The organism is Costertonia aggregata (assembly GCF_013402795.1).
Taxonomy (GTDB): Bacteria; Bacteroidota; Bacteroidia; order Flavobacteriales; family Flavobacteriaceae; genus Costertonia; species Costertonia aggregata.
On record NZ_CP058595.1, the window covers coordinates 2870472 to 2888232 of the forward strand.

Genomic DNA, 17761 nt, shown 5'->3' on the forward strand with positions numbered 1-17761 from the left:
ATTAAAATAGAGCAAAATGCAAGACGGAATTTACGCAAAATTCAATACGACAAAAGGAGAAATCTTAGTAAAACTTACCCATGATAAAACGCCGGGAACGGTGGGTAACTTTGTCGCTTTGGCAGAAGGTAACCTCGAAAACAGTGTTAAGCCACAAGGCACCCCCTATTATGATGGATTGAAATTTCATAGGGTTATACCTGACTTTATGATACAAGGTGGTTGCCCTTTAGGCACCGGTACAGGTGATGCAGGGTATAAGTTTGATGATGAATTTCACCCAGAGCTTACCCATGATGCCCCTGGAGTGTTATCTATGGCCAATGCCGGCCCTGGAACAAACGGGAGTCAATTTTTCATTACACATATAGCTACCCCTTGGCTAGATAATAAGCATACGGTTTTTGGCCACGTAGAACACGGTCAAGAAGTTGTAGATGAAATAGCACAAGGTGATGGTATTGAAAGTTTGGAGATCGTACGTGTAGGTGCCGATGCAGAAAACTGGAATGCCGTTGAGGCTTTTAGAACCTTTGAAGGTTCACGGGAAAAAAGATTGGCAGAAGAAAAGAAAAATGCGGAAGCCGCCTTGGAAGAGTTGGCCGCAGGTTTTGATAGGACCAGTAGCGGATTGCGATACAATATCATTCAAAAGGGGAATGGGCCAAAGGCCGAGAAAGGCCAAACGGTATCGGTACATTATGAAGGTTCTTTGACCAACGGGCAGGTATTTGATTCTTCCTACAAAAGAAAAGAGCCTATCGATTTTCAATTAGGGGCAGGTCAAGTAATCCCGGGCTGGGACGAAGGTATAAGTCTGCTACAAGTAGGGGATAAGGCTAGGTTTGTGATACCTTCACATTTAGCATATGGTAGTGCTGGAGCAGGAGGAGTGATCCCACCAAATGCCGTATTGATATTTGACGTTGAACTGATGAACGTGAAGTAAATATCGTATAAAACCTACATAAAGATATAAAGCCCTTTTAGGGCTTTTTTTATGTTTTGCCTTTACTGCCGTATAAACTGGCGACCAGTATGAACAGATTTATAAATATAAGAACCAATAATATGGTCAAAAATGTGGTCATGTGCATGGTATTAAGTCCAAAGAGCAAAGCTCTTTATGACAGAACAGCCCAAACGGAAAATACCCTACTTTTTTAACGTTTTTTGGCTTGATTAAGGCTAACCGCCAAAAGTAAGGCATTAATAAACAATAGTATGAATAGAATCCCAAAGAAAGTAGTCATAAAAGATTTGTGTTAAACGGGGCAAATAAAACTGTTTAATCTTTAGAGACGGTATTGTGCAAAAGGTTGCGTGAAAGTTCAACAAAAAATATAATACCATAAAAAAGCCCGCTCATTTGAGCGGGCTCTGTATCAAAAAAATTAAATCGTTACCTAGTCTACTACTTTCACATTAACGGCGTTCAATCCTTTTTTACCTTGTTGTAGTTCAAATTCTACAACGTCACCTTCTCGTACTTCGTCGATTAAACCGGAAATGTGTACAAAGTGATCTTCGTTCGAACCATCTTCAGTGATAAAACCATAACCTTTGGAATCATTGAAGAATTTTACTGTTCCTTTACTCATAATAAAAAAATTAAAATATTAAATTAAGCTGCAAAGATACTCTTTAATTGTTTAACTATATGATTTTTTGATAATTATATTACAATCTATGAAAGAAAGATATAATTGTTAAAGTGTTGGATCTGGTGTCATTCGCAAATAAGGCTTTATTTCGTCAACACCTTTATCAAACATTTCTTTAGCCTCTGAAGTTGATATTGCCGGACTTACCACGACATCCTGACCGTTTTCCCAATTGGCGGGAGTGGCCACTTTATGATAGGCCGTTAATTGTAAGGAATCTATAACACGCAGGAGTTCGTAAAAATTACGTCCCGTAGATGCGGGGTAGGTAAGGATTAATTTTACAGTCTTGTCTGGAGCTATAATAAATACTGAACGTACCGTAAGGTTGTTGTCTGCATTGGGGTGAATCATATCATACAGATCAGAAACTTTTTTGTCCTCATCGGCTATAATAGGGAAGTTTACCGTGGTTTGCTGAACTTCATTGATATCTTTTATCCATTCGGCATGTGATGCAGCTCCGTCAACACTCAATGCCAACATTTTTACATTGCGTTTATCAAACTCGTCCTTAAATTTTGCTGCCGTACCCAGTTCAGTGGTACAAACCGGAGTAAAATCTGCAGGATGTGAGAACAGGATTCCCCATCCGTCGCCTAAATAATCATATAAATTAATGCTGCCCATTGAGCTGTCTGCTGTAAAATCCGGAGCCTTATCGCCTAAACGTATTGTTGCCATTGTCTTTTTTTTAATGAAATTAATTATCCTATAAAATTAGTAGATTAATATATTGGGAGCATATCTTTTTGGTTAAAAATCTATTAAAGTTTCTTATTTTTAATTTATGGAAAGTATGGAGAGTTTACAATATCCCATAGGTCGTTTTAAGCGCCCCGGTGCTATTACCGATGTTCAAGTGAAAGATTGGATAGCGATGCTGGAAGATTTACCCGAGCGCTTGGAGCGACTGGTCAAAAACTTAAATGCTGAACAGTTGGATACGGCATATAGACCGGGTGGATGGACCGTTAGACAAGTGATACACCACATAGCGGATAGCCACCACCATAGTTATACTAGGTTTAAATGGGCTTTGACAGAAGATAAACCTGTAATCAAAGCGTATCGAGAAAAAAATTGGAGCGATCTTTTTGATGCAAAAACCGCTCCCATACAATTGTCATTGAATTACTTAAAGGTGTTGCATGCAAAATTAGTGTACTTGTTGAAGGGGCTTTCCAAGAGCGATATGAAATTATTTTATATTCATCCAGAAGATAACAGCATGGTTGCCCTTGAGGAAAATATTGCCAAATATGCATGGCATGGTAGCCATCATTATGCCCATATTGAAGGTTTGCTAAAGCGACAAGGATGGCTTTAGATGGTTTTTACCATAATGTACATAGCTTTCTCCGGTTCAATGACATTTTCGAAAGGTATTTTTGTTTTATCAAATATTTCAAATCCGTTTTTTAAGTAAAATTTCAAAGCGGGCCCCTTTTGCATGGTATCTAACCAAAGTATGGTTTTATGCAGTTTGTTGGCCCTTAGCGTGAGAAATTGTATTGCCTTTTTCCCAATGCCTTTTCCTGTAAATTCTTTGAGAATATAAATTTTATCTATGTATAACGAATCTTTGGCAGTGTAGTTTTTCAAGGGTTTGTTTAAGGTGATCTTTAGTATTCCGACCGGTTTTTTACCATAGTGTATGATAAATAGTATGGTGTTTTCATCTTTTTCTTCCTGTTGCAAAACAGCCTGCGTGAAACTGGTTAAAATGTAAGGAGAAGAGTCGCCATTGGGCCAAAGGTGTAAATAATGGTCGTTGTATGCTTTTGCGCCCACATTAATATAGGTTGGATAGTTATCAACGGTAAGTGGCTCAAAGTGTATAATGTTCTTCATTGAAACCTATACTTTTTCCCCTCCTTCCGGACCGTAAAATAGCACCCATGTGGAAAAATCGTTCGTAAAATTCTCAAACCGATGTTCAACACCGGCAGGGACAAAAAGAAAATCCCCTGCCTTGAACGAGGTTCGAGTACCTCCATTCAAAAATTCGCCGCTACCGGACACAATAACATATACTTCATCCCTAGTGTGGGGCTGTTGTAGATCTATCTTTTCTGGTTGGTATATCTCGACCGATAAACTACCATGTTCAAAGAGGTTCAAAAACGGTGAGTTGGTCTTGGCAAGTAGGGCCATAGCATCTTTACTATCAATTTTCATAATCGGTTTTTACTTTTTGGGTAAGTAGTGATTTTTTTGATTTGATTATTGGTCAACCCATTTGATATTACATCCTATACTGGGTTTTTGGTTTTTGGCTATTTCTTTACCATCCAATAGATTATCCATAGCGTCACGTAAATCCTTCCCTGTCAAAGGTTTTCCATTCCCGGGTCTGGAATCATCCAGTTGTCCACGGTACACTAATTTTAAATCGGAATCGAACAAATAAAAATCAGGCGTGCAGGCCGCATCATAGGCTTTTGCCACTGCCTGAGTCTCATCGTACAGATAAGGAAACGTATAATCCTCTGCTTTGGCTTTTAATTTCATGTATTTTGGGCCATCTTGGGGATAATTTTCAACATCGTTGCTTGAAATGGCCACAAAACCAATACCCTTGGGTTGGTATGTTTTTGCCATTTTTGAAATTTCGGGATTTACATGCACCACAAATGGGCAGTGATTGCAAATGAACATGATCAGCGTTCCCTTTTTTCCTGTAAGCGCATGTAGGTTCACTGTTTTATCCGTTACTGTGTCCAGTATGTTAAAATCCGGGGCAACCGTTCCCAGTGCCAACATATTGCTTTCCGTTCTTGCCATTTCTCAAATTTTAGCTTAAAGTTAAGTGTATTTATTTTGTTGGTCGTTGCTTTGCGGTATTTTTTGTAGACTAGATAACCTATGAAAATGATTGTCGTATTTTTAAGGTGGATGTCTTATCTTCATCATAATTGAAGGAAAATTGATTTGAGTAAAATATCATATGCCGTACTACGATTAATTATACGATGCGCCTTACGTCTCTATTTTACAAAAATCAAGATCAATGGCCTGCAAAACATTCCAAGGGACAAACCGGTCCTTTTTGTACCTAACCATCAGAATGCTCTTTTGGATGCCCTTTTGATCGTAACCCATAACCGAAGAAAGCCTTATTTTTTGACCCGTTCGGATGTTTTTAAGAGCAGAGCGCTAAAACGTGTTTTTAGTTTTCTCCGAATGCTGCCCATTTATCGTATTCGTGACGGTAAGGATGCATTGGCCAATAATCATGCAATTTTTGATAGGTGCTCCGAGTTACTGAAAAAGAACAAAACTCTGGTCGTTTTTCCGGAAGCCAACCATAATCTGCAAAGAAGGGTTCGCCCGTTGAGCAAAGGTTTTGTTCGAATATTACACACAGCATTGGTGCAAGAACCAAATTTGGATATTCAACTGATCCCTATTGGGTTCAATTATAAAGATGCCAAGGTTTTTCCGGATAGTGTTGCTGTGTACTATGGCAAACCGATTTCGGTCCAAAAAGAATATGATATAAATAGTGCCTTTCGTAGCACCGCCAGATTAAAAAAAATGGTAAGTGATGATTTGCAACAATTGACCACCCATATTCACGCCCATGATTACGAAAAAACAATAGCGGTCTTGGATGCCTTAGAACCGGATTATTTAGACCCAACGACCACAAATAGACTTTTACAGGATATAGAACTAAAAAAAGTTGCCCTGTCCACATCTCAAAAAAGAAAAATTAATATCGGTAAACCCCTATTTTGGGTATTGAATTTCCCCGTACTATTGTTATGGAAACATGTAGTATTGCCTAAGGTACCTGAAGACGAGTTTAGGAGCACGTTCCGGTTTGGTTATTTTTTGCTGTTCTATCCTTTATATTGTACGCTATTACTTATTTTTTTTGGTTTAGCCTTCGGGTATATGATTGCTGCAATGTTTGTGTTAGTACTTTTTATGTTTAATTGGGGGTATGTGAAATTTAAATATTGAAATATCCGGTCATTTTTTAACCAACCTTTTGAATTAGCATGATCAAAGTGTCAATAAAACTACAAAGTGGCACAAAACTTTTGTTATCCAACTCATTTTGAAACAAATGTTCGGGCTTGTCACAAAATTGAAAACCACTAGAATCTAAGCTTATTTATTTCGATTTTTTTATACCTTCTAATTTTTGAAATCCTGTTACATCAGCCCACCAAAGAAAATGGCATTCATCAACAATTTGTTGGTACCGTACCAAAATGCCCTAAAATTGGTGTTGTCAGTAAAGAGGATTACACGCCCTTTGCCCATACGATCTACTTTGAACGGCACACTGTTTTTTATGAGTTCCAGATTTTCCTCGGAAATATACCCGCTTTGTAATGGGTTGTTGGTGTATTGAATCGGATTATCGTAGCTATCCTTTTCCGGCTCCAAATAAATATTGGTATTTCTAAACAAGGACAAACGGTCTTTGGAATATCCAAAATTGATAGGGTGGGATCGGTCCAGTTTCGCCTCGAAAATAGCACCTCCGGTTACTTGGGCACCACTAAAATCGTTTCGTTGCTCAAAAGATATATTTTTGGCAACCAAGGTGTCTTTTTTGAACGTCAACTTTAGAAAATCGTTGGCATTCAGCCAATTGGCTACATTTCTATAGCCGATGAGGGTTCCGCCATCCTTTACCCATTCTTTTAATTTTTTTGCCTCGCTTTTGCCCAATCTACCACTAGGGATGATTATATCGGTATAACTGCTTAGGTCTGTCCGTTGAAAATCCTTGGTGTCCAACTTTGTTATTTTCATATCATAACGTGTATCGAACAAATGCCAAATCTCCCCGGCATCATAGGAACGTATGCCTTCGCCTACCAGCATGGCCACTTTTTGTTTGCCGATTGGGTCAAAATCGTTACTTCCTAAATCAATGCCTTTGGTAAGTCCTGTACCCACTGCCGTTATCTGAATTTTACTGTCTTGGGCAACTTTAGATAAAAAGGTATACAGATCAGTGGCATTCATGTTTTGGTTTTGCACCGGAACCATAATCGTACCGTAGTCATAGGTCTTGCCCTGCAGCGTAAATCGGGATTTGGCTACTTTGGCCCGTATGCCTTTCTGCGTAATGGTATTCAAGGCTTTAGGGGTGTAATATTCATGCCATTCGAACAAATATGCATAGTTGCTCTGTTGGTCTACACGGCCGTTTAAGGGTTGAAAATCGGTTATTTCCGGGCCAGCATTTGTCAAAGAGGTACTTTCGGTATAATCTATATTAAAAGCTAACGGAAAGGTCCAAGCCGATATATCGTAAAAAAGACTGTCGGTAAAAGTGGTTCGCTTTTCGAACATGGCCTTTATGAGCCTATGGTTTTTTTGATTCATGGGCACTACATAGCTACTTTCCTTTTTGAATGGTTTTCCGTCGATTTTGGCATCGTTGGAAAGCTCATGGAACTTTATTTTGTGCCTGTTGAGGATTTCGGCCAAATGCCATGCTTTTGCAGCATCTTTAGCATCCCCGAAAATGATGGCTTTTGTTTTGCTTTTTGCTGCTTCTTTTGCGGCAGAGGTATAAAAATCCCTTTGGTATCGTAGTATTTTGGACCGCATGTTCTTGGCCGCTTCTATCGTAGATAGCGCTGTGGTAAATTGATTGCGTATGGTAAACGGAAAAGTCAATATACCATTTTCACTTTCTTGAATATGCCCCCTAGAGCTGCCTTGCTCGAACAAAATACCTATGCTGCCATTCACATCGGGAAAGGTAGAGCCTTTGCCATAGTAGTAGTCATCATAGTTTTCTTCCGAATAATACAGGGAGCCTATTTTGTCAAGCGCTTTGGCATGATAGGTGCCTATTTCTGCGGTCAACTCCTGATTTATTTTTGGGGTCAATGGATGTACGCGTGTTGGTTCCCCTGGTTGAAAAAAGAAAGTGGAATTGGTTCCCATCTCGTGGTGGTCCGTTAAAATATTGGGCATCCATTTGTGAAAGCTTTCAATTCGTGCCCTACTTTCCGGTAATTGTACCGGTAGCCAGTCACGGTTCATATCAAACCAGTAATGATTGGTGCGACCGCCTGGCCAAACTTCGTCATATTCCCTATCATTGGGGTCGGCGTTTAACTGAATGCTCTTATTTGTGTTGGCCCAGTAGGCGAAACGTTGCAGCCCGTCGGGATTAAACGACGGATCCAATAAAATTACCATGTTATTCAATAATTCCTCAATTTCAGGGCCCTGCGCTGCGGCGAGATGATAGGCATAGGCCAACCCGGCATTGGAACCGCTGGGTTCATTACCGTGAATAGAAAATCCTTGATAGACAACTATGGGCATATTATCTATATCGGTAGAAATGCTTCCGTTTTCGGTTAGGGCGACGTGCTCTTGTCGAATTTGTTCTATGTTTTGATGGTTTTTAGGCGAGGTAATGGTCAACAACAATATGGGCCGTTCTTCAAAAGTTTCCCCACGATTCTCAATGGTGATGCGGTCGCTAGCTTTTGCCAAAGTCTGCATATAAAACATGAGTTTGTCATGGGTTACGTGCCATTCGCCAACCTCATGCCCTAGTATTGATTTTGGTGTGGGAATGCTTTCGTCATATGTTACGTCTTGGGGCAAATAATAGTCCAAACCTACACTTTCCTGGGCGTAGGCATTCAAACTAATCGTAACAGTTAAAAGAAATAGTATTTTTTTCATGTTGGTTTAGTTAAAAAAGTATTTATGTATGTGGTATAAAAATAAAAAACGACCCTTGTTTATAAGGGTCGTTATCATTTTTTTAAGATAATTCTTTAGATATCATCAAAACTTACATCGGTAAAGCTACCTTCTGATGATTCGGTATTCTCGTTAGGCTCTTCTTTTTTAAAATCCTTTTGGTGCCTTTCTGAGATTACTTCGGTGCCTTTGGCATCTATAATGTAATCCATCATTTCTTCTGTAAGCTCCCTAAAGCCTTCAAAATCCTCTTTATATAAATAGATTTTGTGTTTTTTGTAATGAAAAGAGCCATCTTCGTGTGTAAATTTTTTACTCTCCGTAATGGTCAAATAGTAGTCTCCAGCTTTTGTACTTCTAACATCAAAAAAATAAGTTCTTCTCCCCGCACGTAAAACTTTGGAATAAATTTCTTCCTGATCTATTAAATCTTTGTCGCTCATTTGTTTAATCTATTGTTAGTAAGTTGCTGAATATTCTATCAAAAATGAAAAAAAAAAGGGAATGTCACAACATTTTTCTAGTTTTCTTTCTCCGATAGTTGGTTCAAATATAGCTCTTTATAATATCCGTTTACGGTGTTCAAATCGTCGTGCGTTCCCTCTTGTAGTATTTTACCATTCTCTAAAACGATGATTTTATCCGCATTTTTGGCCGATGATACCCTATGGCTTACGATAAGGGTGGTTTTTTGATTGGATGCCTTTTTGAGATTATTCAAAATTTCCTCTTCGGTTTCTGTATCCACTGCTGAAAGACAATCATCAAAGAGATATATCTGTGGGTCTTTCAACAAGGCGCGGGCTATGGAAACACGCTGTTTTTGGCCACCGCTCAGCGTAATGCCCCTTTCACCCAAAACGGTATCGTACTTTTTGGAAAAGCCAACGATGTTTTCGTGTACGACCGCTGCTTTGGCCACGGCCACGATTTCTTCTTTGGTCGCTTCATTTTTACCAAACCTGATATTGTCCTCAATGCTTTCAGAAAACAAAAAAGCATCCTGCGGTACGGCTCCGATAGCTTCTCGCAGGCTTTTTAGGTTTAAGGTTTTGATGGGTTTGCCATCGATTAAAATCTCACCCGAAGTAACATCATAAAGCCGCGCGATCAAATCCAAAATAGTTGACTTTCCCGACCCCGTCTTTCCAATTATGGCGACGGTCTGCCCTTGTTCGACAATGAAAGAAATATTGTCAAGTGCCGTAATATGGGTATCCTCGTAAGTGAACGTTACATTTTTAAACTCTATTTTACCATTTACTGGTGTATGTTGTGATACTTCATTTTTAATTTGGGGCTGCTCTTGCAAAAACTCGTTTATTCTTTTTTGCGACGCTTCGGCCCTTTGTACGATTGAAGTCAGCCAACCTACAATGGCTACGGGCCAGGTAAGCATGTTCACATAAAGAATAAATTCGGCGATTATGCCGATAGATGCTATTTCACCATCAATATATTGTTTGCCGCCAATGTATATGACCAAAATATTACTGATGCCTATCAATAATACCATTAAAGGAAAAAACCAGGCGTTTACCTTGGCCAAGTCAACGCTCTTTTGCTTTCCCTCCAAAGCCAAACCCTTGAGTTCTTTGTTGGTAACACCCTCTAAACCATAGGCTTTGATGACCGAGATTCCCGAAAAGGATTCTTGGGTAAATGTCGAAAGGTTTGATAGAAACTCTTGGACCTTAGTACTTTTTCGGTGGATTATTTTACTGATTTTATAGATAAGAAACGAGAGCAAGGGAAACGGCACAACCGTATACAATGCTATGGTCGGGGCCTTGATAAACATCAACGGTATTAAACAGGCAAATAGGGTTAGGGCGTTAATGCCGTACATGACCGCCGGTCCGCCATACAATCGCACCTGGGTCACATCTTCACTTATACGGTTCATCAAATCTCCCGTTCTATTTCTTTTATAAAAGTTGAGGTTTAAAAATTGATAATGATCAAAAACTTCGTTTTTTAGGTCATATTCGATATAACGTGATACATTTATTATGGTCTGTCGCATCAAAAAAGTAAAAAGTGCCGCCAATAGGGTTGTCCCGATGATGATTAAAATATACTCAGTGAGCAATTGCCTCGCAACGGTCTCCGTTTCTTCGCCTGAAAGATATTTTTCGGCTATGGTTATCGATTTGTTTACGTAACTGGGCATAACCAATGAAAAAATTCGCGCAACAATGGTTATGAGTATGCCTATCAAGAGTTTGAGCCAATATTTTTTAAAGTATTTGTTAAGGTGTTTGAGTTCCTTCATAAGGTTGGCAGGCTAGCGGTAATTTTTGATTAGTGCAAATATAGGTTAAGGCCACTTAACCAAATGTTATAAAACTGATAAGATAATACCGTTTATCTCATTTCGGATTTAAAATAAGTACTACTTTTGCCCAGTAAATTTTTATTAAAGTTGCTAAAGTTCTTTTAAATGCTCACGAGAAGACACATTAGGGTCAAAGTAATGCAATGTATCTACGCCTTGATACAATCCAAGGACGACTCTTTGGAGAAACAGGAAAAGTTTTTGAACTACAGCATTCAAAACATGTATTCGTTATATCTTTTGATGCTAAGCCTTTTTATCGAGCTTCATCAAATGGCAGAAAAGCAATTGCAACTTTCCGTTAAAAAATATTTGGCTACCTCTTCCGATGAGTATCCCGATAAAAACAGGTTCGTTGACAATAAGATTCTAAAACAGATCTCAAACAACAAAAAACTACGGGAAGAACTCTCCAAACGAAAACTGAAAAATTGGTACCTGAACGACGAGTACATCAAAATTATTTACAAAGAAGCCATTAATAGCGAAGCATACCACGATTACATGTTGTCAAAGACCAACTCTTACGAAGAAGACCGCAATGTAATTTTAGAACTGTTCAAGAACATTATCGCCCCCAATGAAAAAATACAGGACTATTTTGAAGATGACAAGCTCACTTGGGTAGATGATATTCCCATTGTAAACACTTTCTTGCTCAAACAATTCAAACATATAAAATCAGGTCAAAACGAGAATTTTTTCCTGCCCAAACTTCTCAAGGATGAGGCAGACCTTGATTTTGCCCAAAAATTACTTTCAAAAACCTTATTGAACAACGCCGAGTGGGAAAAAGAGATTGAGGGCAAGACTCCTAACTGGGACAATGACCGCATTGCCGATATAGATTCAATTCTTTTAAAAATGGCCATTTGTGAGCTGTTGAACTTTTCATCCATTCCCGAAAAGGTAACCTTGAACGAATATTTAGAGATTTCCAAAGAATACTCGACACCTAAGAGCAGTATTTTCATCAATGGCGTTTTGGACAAACTGGTAAAAGAATATAAATCAAACGGTAAGTTAAAAAAAATGGGGCGTGGATTATTATAAGCAAATAATCCTTAATTTTGCACCTAAATAAAAAAATGAATGTCATGCAAAAAACATTTTTAGCCTTATTTACAGCTATTGCCTTAGTTTCCTGTAAAGAAAATGCTTCAAGTAAGATAGATTCGACCAATGTTGCCGTAGCAGCTGAAAGGGACGCCGCTTCAAAAAGTCTCCCTGTAATGAGTTTTGATAAGTCTGAGCACGATTTCGGAACTATTGAGAACGGTGCTGCACAAGAGACCATATTTACTTTTACCAATACGGGCGATGCACCTTTGATCATTACAGATGCAAAGAGTACTTGTGGGTGTACGGTACCCGAATTCCCAAAAAATACACCAATAGCCCCAGGGGATTCCGGGGAACTTTTGGTCAAGTTCAACGGAACGGGACAAAATCAGGTCACCAAACAGGTAACAGTTACCGCCAACACGGCCAAAGGTCAAGAAATTTTGCGTATCAAAGCCTTTGTGAACCCAAAAGGGGAGCAACTCTCTATCCCAATGAAAAAATAAAATACGTTTTTTGTAAAATACGTCAAGGGCTTTTGTAAACGAGCAACTTAAGGCATCGAGGTGAGCCTCGTTGCGTTGAACCTCGATTATCTAGTAAACACATTAAGATCTATGTTAGAACAATATCCTTTTTTACCGTTAATATTAATATTTGTCGTGGCTTATTTTTTTATGATACGCCCTCAAATGAAACGCCAAAAAGACGAAAAGAAGTTTGCTGAGGCCTTAAAGAAAGGTGACAGGGTTATTACCAAAAGTGGTATGCACGGCAAGATAATGGAATTGAACGACAAGGATTCATCTTGCGTAATCGAAACCATGGCAGGTAAATTAAAGTTCGACCGCTCGGCTATTTCTATGGAAATGAGTAAAAAACTAAACCCGCCCCCGGCAAAAAAATAGAGCTTTGCTAAAACTGATTAAAAGCGCCGACTCTTTTTAGTTGGCGCTTTTTTATTTTCGACACCAATCATTTTAGTCCCCTGCCCTGTGTTATCGCAGGAAGTGTTTTTCAATTCTGGAGATTTTTCTTCTCAACTGTTTTGCTTGTAAGACATATTCTGAATATACTTTTGATCATGCCTCTATTTCTTTGCTGTTAATTCACAAATTTTCACGATGACCTTAACCGCCTTTTGCATACTCTCAACAGGCACATATTCGTACTTACCGTGAAAATTATGTCCACCTGCAAAAATATTGGGACAGGGCAAGCCCATAAAACTCAGTTGTGAACCATCGGTACCGCCACGTATGGGTTTTATGATGGGTTGTATTCCGATAGCCTGCATGGCTTCTTTTGCTATTTCCACGATATGAAAAACAGGCTCTATTTTTTCACGCATGTTATAATACTGATCATGTATTTTTAATGTGATGCAGTCGTTGTAACTCTTATTTAGATTTTGAACTATATGTTCCAAGAGTAGCTTTCGTTCCTCAAATTTGGTTCTGTCATGGTCGCGTATGATCAACTCAATTTCTGCATTTTCAATCTCACCGTTCATGTGATGAACATGAAAAAAACCATCCCTATCGGTAGTTTTTTCTGGTACTTCGTTTTTCGGAAGGCGTGAAACAATTTCATTGGCAACCACAATAGCATTTACCATTTTATCCTTCGCATAGCCAGGATGAACGCTTTTGCCTGAAATACTCATTTTGGCCTCGGCCGCATTAAAATTCTCATATTCCAATTCGCCTATTTGACTACCGTCCATGGTATACGCCCATTCGGCCCCAAAAGCCGGTACATCAAACTTGTGTGCGCCACGGCCTATTTCCTCATCGGGTGTAAACCCTACTCTAATTCTTCCATGTTTAATTTCTGGATGTTTAATAAGGTACTCCATGGCCGTTATTATTTCGGCAACTCCGGCTTTATCATCTGCTCCCAGTAAGGTCGTACCGTCGGTGGTAATTAAGGTTTGGCCTTTGTAGAGCAACAAATCCTCAAAGTATTGCGGCGATAACACAATGTTCTGTTCTTTGTTCAGGATAATATCTTTCCCATCATAATTTTTGATGATTTGAGGGTTTACATTAGTTCCTGAAAAATCAGGCGTAGTATCAAAATGCGAAATGAAACCGATGGTAGGCACTTCATGATCAACATTACTGGGCAGCGTGGCCATGATATAGGCATTCTCGTCAATAGTGACATTTTGCATACCTATTTGCTCCAGTTCTTCAACCAATTTATGTGCTAAAACCCATTGTTTTTTTGTGCTTGGGGTAGTCTTGGAAGAGGCATCGCTCTGGGTGTCAATCTTTACGTAGCCAATGAATCGGTCAATAATGTTTTGCATCGATATAATTTTTGTCCAAAAATAGGGTTATATACTTTCAGGTAACAATACGCAATCGAAGATACTATGAAAACAACACTATTTTTTAGTCTGTTTATGCTTTTAAGTGTTTCAAGATCCTTTTCGCAAGACGTAAACCTATTTATAAAAAGTGTCAAAGAAGAACGCCACTCAGACCAAAACGATAGTTTTTTGGAACTAGAAGCATCGATTAACGGAATTAAGATTAACGAGAACAATCAAGTTAAAATCCATGAAATATCATTGGCCAAAGACGATTTGGAAAATATACTTGAAAAAAAGGAGAGTTTCTTTGGGGATGATTACAGAAGTGATAACGATATTACCATAAAGTTGGACGCTCCTTTCAGGAACGCAAAAAAACTAGCTTTGGTTCAAGGAACTTTTAAGTTTTATAACCCTACGGTTGAAAATAAGGGTAAAGTGGTTTTTGATAAATTTTTGGAAAACTATAATACCAATATATTAAAGGGGCATTCTTCAGATGCAAAGCTTACCCTTGTGAATAAAGAAGAGATGGACCGATTGAAAAAAGAGGATAAAAAACAATATAAAAAAGAACTTGAAAAATTGAAAAGTGAAGGTGCGTTGCCCGAAGGTATGGCAGAAACCCTTGATGCTTTTACCACGATGTTCGAGGGTATGTTCAGTTTTGGAACTTCCAAGGAATCGCTTACATTCATAAAGGATGACCCAAATGAAAAAATAGTTGAGATATTGGTTTATAATGAGAAGGATGAAAAAATGAATTTTGGCTATAGCAACATGGGTTCAACAAGTACCATAAGTCTAAGGGAGGTTCCTCAGAATACCTGGAGATTGGAAATTTTATTGGAAAATGACAAAGCCGTAAAGCTTATGAAATTCAAACTCAATGATATTTTGTTACCTTAGACACATTTGACAAGTAAACCAAATAAAGAAATGAAAACAGGGCTTTTGTGCATTGCTTTATGTTTTTCGATACAATGTATGATCGCCCAAGATTGTACGCTAAGTATTGGGGGCAAGGACAAGGATATAATCGTACAGGTTTTTCAATTGAACGAAGAACAGATAACCCAACTTGAAACCTGGCAGGCAGAACTGGCGATCAAGAATAAGTTGATAGAGGAGCAGTTACAGTTGCTGTTGGATGAGCATCCCCAAAGTACGCAGGAAGACCTCACGAACTTGGCCAAAAAATATAAGACAAAAGAACAGGAACTGGTCAGAATATCCGTCGGGTACGATAAAAAACTATTGGGTATCTTTAATGAACGCCAATATCAACGTTACATAGAGCTATGTGAGGAAGCCTTACGTAAACCCCTTAAGGTAGTGCGTCCAAGTTCTCCGGAATAATTGTTGAATACTTTTTTCTTTTGGTTGAATACCGTTTGGTGCTAGTTTGTATTTTTGCACAAACTTACTTACTGCTATGTATTCCGTTCTTTTGCGTCCCATACTTTTTTTGTTCGACCCCGAAAAGGTGCATCATTTTTCGTTTTCAGCAATTAAATTTTTTTCCAAAATTGGTTTTTCTGGTTTGTTCAGAGCACTTTATTTGATAGAGGACAAACGATTGGAAAGAGAGGTGTTTGGGTTAAAATTTAAAAATCCGGTAGGTCTCGCTGCCGGTTTTGACAAAAATGCCGTGTTATACAATGAGCTGTCCGATTTCGGATTCGGATTTGTGGAAATAGGTACCCTTACCCCAAAGCCACAAGCTGGTAATCCCAAAAAGCGTTTGTTTAGGTTAAAGGCTGACAAAGCCATCATCAACCGTATGGGATTTAACAATAAAGGTGTTTTTGAAGCGGTAGAGCAGCTCAAAAAAGAGCATAAAGTGTTGATAGGCGGTAATATCGGTAAAAACAAGCTTACCTCTAATACCGATGCCGTTAAAGATTATCTAATTTGTTTTGATGCTCTTTTTCCCCATGTAGATTATTTTGTGGTAAATGTGAGTTCCCCCAATACACCGGGTTTACGAGAGTTGCAAGATAAAGAACCGCTAGCGGCTTTGCTGAAGGAGCTAAAAAGGGAAAACGGGAAATGCTCAAAGCGAAATAATATAAATGAAAAACCTATCCTTTTAAAAATCGCTCCGGATTTAGCCAACGAACAATTATTGGACATCATTGATATCGTAAAAGCCACTAAAATTGATGGGGTCATTGCGACCAATACGACCATTGAACGAAAAAATTTGAAGTCCCATGGTCTCTTATTAGAGGAGGCCGGTGGTTTGAGCGGAAAACCCTTGACCCGAAGAAGTACCGATGTTATCCGTTTTTTGGCTGAAAAAAGCAACAAGGCTTTTCCGATAATAGGTGTTGGTGGAATACACTCCGCAGATGACGCTTTGGAAAAATTGGAGGCTGGTGCGGATTTAATACAACTTTGGACAGGTTTTGTATATGAAGGTCCTGCTTTGGTCAAAAAAATCAATAAGGCACTTTTAAAAGGATTGAGCAAATAAAGTTGGTTGTGAATAATTTCAAAGTTCAAGAAAAGTATCGAGTTTGAAAGTAAAGGTTTACATCAACCATCAACATTTATTTTGTCCAATAATCAATCACCAAAACATCATCTAAATGCGGGGTGAGTACTGTCCCAAACGCCTTATGTTCGGGGTGTGGTAAATACGCTTCTCTATCCGCTTCGTTATTAAAAGTCAAAAAGAAACAATGGGTAAAACCCTTTTCCAACCCTTCGGGACTATTGTTCAAGCCCCATTCGTAGCCTTTGATTTCAGGTATTTTTGAAGGTAATGCGCTAAAGGCATCTTCTACCTTTTTAATTTCGTCATTGGAAGTGCCTTCCTTGAATTTAAATAGGACCACGTGGCGCAATACGGAATCGTTCATGGTTGACAAATCATTTGTTTTGTTATTGGATTTTGAATCGGAACAGGAAATGCCTGCTGATACGGCAAATAGTAAAATAAACGTTGTGGTTACTCTCATACTATGTTTTTTGGAAATATATGAAAATGAAATGTAGTAATTTGTATTTTTCGCTTCTAAACTGTTGTATTGAACTACGAAATTCTGCTCGCATTTGTAATTGCTACGTCAGCTTTGGCCATTTCACCGGGGCCTGATAATATTTACGTATTAACACAAAGCATCGTCAACGGTAAAAAATACGGATTGGCCACAGTTGCCGGACTCATATCGGGCTGTTTGGTACATACCACCTTATTGGCTTTTGGGGTTTCCGCAATTATAAAGGCTAACGCCAAGATATTTTTTATCATTAAAATATTAGGTGCTGTATATCTTCTACATTTGGCGTATAAAATTTATGCGAGCGATGCCTCGCTCGTTTTGGGCAAGGGCGGTGTTCCCCTGAAAAGTACAGCATCACTTTTTAGACAGGGATTCGTTATGAACGTGCTTAATCCGAAGGTGACTATTTTCTTTTTGGCCTTTTTTCCGGGCTTTCTCTTTAGTGACAGCCTATCAACGGTATTTCAATTTTACGTATTGGGTTTTTTGTTCATGTTCGTTTCTGCCATCATATTCAGTGGCATTGCCGTTTTATCGGGAACGGTTTCTGAATTTATTACCAGAAACAATAATCTTGGTATTTTTCTTAAATGGATGCAAATAGTCGTGTTTGTTGGTATTGCCATATATCTGTTTTTATCGGATAAATAGTGGTAATTTTGAA

Annotated in this window: 20 protein-coding genes; 10 read left to right on the forward strand and 10 right to left on the reverse strand. The window is 38.6% G+C overall.

Annotated elements, in window-relative coordinates; translation table 11 throughout:
• Positions 1–16: 16 nt before the first annotated feature.
• On the forward strand, positions 17–949 hold the full coding sequence (locus tag HYG79_RS13215; protein ID WP_179242543.1) for a peptidylprolyl isomerase: 933 nt from the start codon (positions 17–19) through the stop codon (positions 947–949).
• A 457-nt stretch (positions 950–1406) separates the two neighbouring features.
• Here HYG79_RS13215 and HYG79_RS13220 read toward each other — a convergent pair whose 3' ends face one another.
• Both HYG79_RS13220 and HYG79_RS13225 read right to left on the reverse strand, forming a co-directional pair.
• Positions 1407–1601: a cold-shock protein gene (locus HYG79_RS13220; RefSeq protein ID WP_013304911.1), complete on the reverse strand. Its 195-nt coding sequence runs from the start codon at positions 1599–1601 to the stop codon at positions 1407–1409.
• Between the two features lie 108 nt (positions 1602–1709).
• Entirely contained in the window at positions 1710–2348 is a 639-nt protein-coding gene (locus tag HYG79_RS13225; RefSeq protein WP_179242544.1) for a peroxiredoxin, read from the reverse strand.
• 106 nt (positions 2349–2454) lie between these two features.
• Between HYG79_RS13225 and HYG79_RS13230 the strand changes: the two genes are divergently transcribed.
• Positions 2455–2994, forward strand: a complete 540-nt coding sequence (locus HYG79_RS13230) for a YfiT family bacillithiol transferase (protein ID WP_179242545.1) — start codon at positions 2455–2457, stop codon at positions 2992–2994.
• Here HYG79_RS13230 and HYG79_RS13235 read toward each other — a convergent pair.
• From HYG79_RS13235 to HYG79_RS13245, 3 genes are read right to left on the reverse strand one after another with little or no spacing between them, the layout of a single operon-like run.
• The gene (locus HYG79_RS13235; protein WP_179242546.1) at positions 2991–3518 is read right to left on the reverse strand and encodes a GNAT family N-acetyltransferase; all 528 of its coding nucleotides are present in this window, start codon (positions 3516–3518) and stop codon (positions 2991–2993) included. The genes HYG79_RS13230 and HYG79_RS13235 overlap by 4 nt on opposite strands.
• 6 nt (positions 3519–3524) lie before the next feature.
• The gene (locus tag HYG79_RS13240; RefSeq protein WP_179242547.1) at positions 3525–3845 is read right to left on the reverse strand and encodes a cupin domain-containing protein; all 321 of its coding nucleotides are present in this window, start codon (positions 3843–3845) and stop codon (positions 3525–3527) included.
• A 45-nt stretch (positions 3846–3890) separates the two neighbouring features.
• Positions 3891–4451: a thioredoxin family protein gene (locus HYG79_RS13245; protein ID WP_179242548.1), complete on the reverse strand. Its 561-nt coding sequence runs from the start codon at positions 4449–4451 to the stop codon at positions 3891–3893.
• 147 nt (positions 4452–4598) lie between these two features.
• Here HYG79_RS13245 and HYG79_RS13250 point away from each other — a divergent pair, with 147 nt between their 5' ends.
• A complete protein-coding gene (locus tag HYG79_RS13250; protein WP_179242549.1) occupies positions 4599–5636 on the forward strand; it encodes a lysophospholipid acyltransferase family protein in 1038 nt (345 codons plus the stop codon).
• A gap of 195 nt (positions 5637–5831) precedes the next feature.
• On the opposite strand, the gene HYG79_RS13255 is transcribed toward HYG79_RS13250, so the two are convergent.
• The 3 genes from HYG79_RS13255 to HYG79_RS13265 all read right to left on the reverse strand — a co-directional run bounded on the left by HYG79_RS13255 (position 5832) and on the right by HYG79_RS13265 (position 10641).
• Entirely contained in the window at positions 5832–8345 is a 2514-nt protein-coding gene (locus tag HYG79_RS13255) for a M14 family metallopeptidase (RefSeq protein ID WP_179242550.1), read from the reverse strand.
• 95 nt (positions 8346–8440) lie between these two features.
• A complete protein-coding gene (locus HYG79_RS13260; RefSeq protein ID WP_179242551.1) occupies positions 8441–8809 on the reverse strand; it encodes a PUR family DNA/RNA-binding protein in 369 nt (122 codons plus the stop codon).
• 77 nt (positions 8810–8886) lie between these two features.
• Positions 8887–10641 (reverse strand): ABC transporter ATP-binding protein, encoded by a 1755-nt coding sequence (locus tag HYG79_RS13265; RefSeq protein ID WP_179242552.1) that lies wholly within the window; start codon positions 10639–10641, stop codon positions 8887–8889.
• A gap of 168 nt (positions 10642–10809) precedes the next feature.
• Between HYG79_RS13265 and nusB the strand changes: the two genes are divergently transcribed.
• From nusB to yajC, 3 genes are all read left to right on the forward strand, one after another.
• Positions 10810–11757 (forward strand): transcription antitermination factor NusB, encoded by a 948-nt coding sequence (nusB, locus tag HYG79_RS13270; protein WP_179242553.1) that lies wholly within the window; start codon positions 10810–10812, stop codon positions 11755–11757.
• 44 nt (positions 11758–11801) lie between these two features.
• Positions 11802–12272, forward strand: coding sequence for a DUF1573 domain-containing protein (locus HYG79_RS13275; RefSeq protein ID WP_179242554.1), 471 nt, complete (start codon positions 11802–11804; stop codon positions 12270–12272).
• Between the two features lie 111 nt (positions 12273–12383).
• Positions 12384–12674, forward strand: coding sequence for a preprotein translocase subunit YajC (yajC, locus tag HYG79_RS13280; RefSeq protein ID WP_179242555.1), 291 nt, complete (start codon positions 12384–12386; stop codon positions 12672–12674).
• 182 nt (positions 12675–12856) lie between these two features.
• On the opposite strand, the gene pepT is transcribed toward yajC, so the two are convergent.
• Positions 12857–14080, reverse strand: coding sequence for a peptidase T (gene pepT, locus HYG79_RS13285; RefSeq protein ID WP_179242556.1), 1224 nt, complete (start codon positions 14078–14080; stop codon positions 12857–12859).
• A gap of 66 nt (positions 14081–14146) precedes the next feature.
• Here pepT and HYG79_RS13290 point away from each other — a divergent pair, with 66 nt between their 5' ends.
• The 3 genes from HYG79_RS13290 to HYG79_RS13300 all read left to right on the forward strand — a co-directional run bounded on the left by HYG79_RS13290 (position 14147) and on the right by HYG79_RS13300 (position 16565).
• Positions 14147–14995 carry a hypothetical protein gene (locus HYG79_RS13290; RefSeq protein WP_179242557.1) on the forward strand — a complete coding sequence of 283 codons (849 nt, stop codon included), beginning with the start codon at positions 14147–14149 and terminating at the stop codon, positions 14993–14995.
• Between the two features lie 30 nt (positions 14996–15025).
• Positions 15026–15445, forward strand: a complete 420-nt coding sequence (locus HYG79_RS13295; protein WP_179242558.1) for a hypothetical protein — start codon at positions 15026–15028, stop codon at positions 15443–15445.
• 76 nt (positions 15446–15521) lie between these two features.
• Positions 15522–16565, forward strand: a complete 1044-nt coding sequence (locus HYG79_RS13300) for a quinone-dependent dihydroorotate dehydrogenase (protein WP_179242559.1) — start codon at positions 15522–15524, stop codon at positions 16563–16565.
• Positions 16566–16641: 76 nt separating this feature from the next.
• Here the strand turns inward: HYG79_RS13300 and HYG79_RS13305 are convergent, their stop codons facing one another.
• The gene (locus tag HYG79_RS13305) at positions 16642–17052 is read right to left on the reverse strand and encodes a Dabb family protein (protein ID WP_179242560.1); all 411 of its coding nucleotides are present in this window, start codon (positions 17050–17052) and stop codon (positions 16642–16644) included.
• 69 nt (positions 17053–17121) lie between these two features.
• On the opposite strand from HYG79_RS13305, the gene HYG79_RS13310 reads away from it, so the two are divergent.
• On the forward strand, positions 17122–17748 hold the full coding sequence (locus tag HYG79_RS13310) for a LysE family translocator (protein ID WP_179242561.1): 627 nt from the start codon (positions 17122–17124) through the stop codon (positions 17746–17748).
• Positions 17749–17761 lie beyond the last annotated feature (13 nt).

Excerpts from the sequence above, each read along its gene's own strand:
- HYG79_RS13215 (WP_179242543.1), top strand. The coding sequence starts at position 17 with ATGCAAGACGGAATTTACGCAAAATTCAATACGACAAAAGGAGAAATC.
- HYG79_RS13220 (WP_013304911.1), bottom strand. The coding sequence starts at position 1,601 with ATGAGTAAAGGAACAGTAAAATTCTTCAATGATTCCAAAGGTTATGGT.
- HYG79_RS13225 (WP_179242544.1), bottom strand. The coding sequence starts at position 2,348 with ATGGCAACAATACGTTTAGGCGATAAGGCTCCGGATTTTACAGCAGAC.
- HYG79_RS13230 (WP_179242545.1), top strand. The coding sequence starts at position 2,455 with ATGGAAAGTATGGAGAGTTTACAATATCCCATAGGTCGTTTTAAGCGC.
- HYG79_RS13235 (WP_179242546.1), bottom strand. The coding sequence starts at position 3,518 with ATGAAGAACATTATACACTTTGAGCCACTTACCGTTGATAACTATCCA.
- HYG79_RS13240 (WP_179242547.1), bottom strand. The coding sequence starts at position 3,845 with ATGAAAATTGATAGTAAAGATGCTATGGCCCTACTTGCCAAGACCAAC.
- HYG79_RS13245 (WP_179242548.1), bottom strand. The coding sequence starts at position 4,451 with ATGGCAAGAACGGAAAGCAATATGTTGGCACTGGGAACGGTTGCCCCG.
- HYG79_RS13255 (WP_179242550.1), bottom strand. The coding sequence starts at position 8,345 with ATGAAAAAAATACTATTTCTTTTAACTGTTACGATTAGTTTGAATGCC.
- HYG79_RS13260 (WP_179242551.1), bottom strand. The coding sequence starts at position 8,809 with ATGAGCGACAAAGATTTAATAGATCAGGAAGAAATTTATTCCAAAGTT.
- HYG79_RS13265 (WP_179242552.1), bottom strand. The coding sequence starts at position 10,641 with ATGAAGGAACTCAAACACCTTAACAAATACTTTAAAAAATATTGGCTC.
- nusB (WP_179242553.1), top strand. The coding sequence starts at position 10,810 with ATGCTCACGAGAAGACACATTAGGGTCAAAGTAATGCAATGTATCTAC.
- HYG79_RS13275 (WP_179242554.1), top strand. The coding sequence starts at position 11,802 with ATGCAAAAAACATTTTTAGCCTTATTTACAGCTATTGCCTTAGTTTCC.
- yajC (WP_179242555.1), top strand. The coding sequence starts at position 12,384 with ATGTTAGAACAATATCCTTTTTTACCGTTAATATTAATATTTGTCGTG.
- pepT (WP_179242556.1), bottom strand. The coding sequence starts at position 14,080 with ATGCAAAACATTATTGACCGATTCATTGGCTACGTAAAGATTGACACC.
- HYG79_RS13290 (WP_179242557.1), top strand. The coding sequence starts at position 14,147 with ATGAAAACAACACTATTTTTTAGTCTGTTTATGCTTTTAAGTGTTTCA.
- HYG79_RS13295 (WP_179242558.1), top strand. The coding sequence starts at position 15,026 with ATGAAAACAGGGCTTTTGTGCATTGCTTTATGTTTTTCGATACAATGT.
- HYG79_RS13300 (WP_179242559.1), top strand. The coding sequence starts at position 15,522 with ATGTATTCCGTTCTTTTGCGTCCCATACTTTTTTTGTTCGACCCCGAA.
- HYG79_RS13305 (WP_179242560.1), bottom strand. The coding sequence starts at position 17,052 with ATGAGAGTAACCACAACGTTTATTTTACTATTTGCCGTATCAGCAGGC.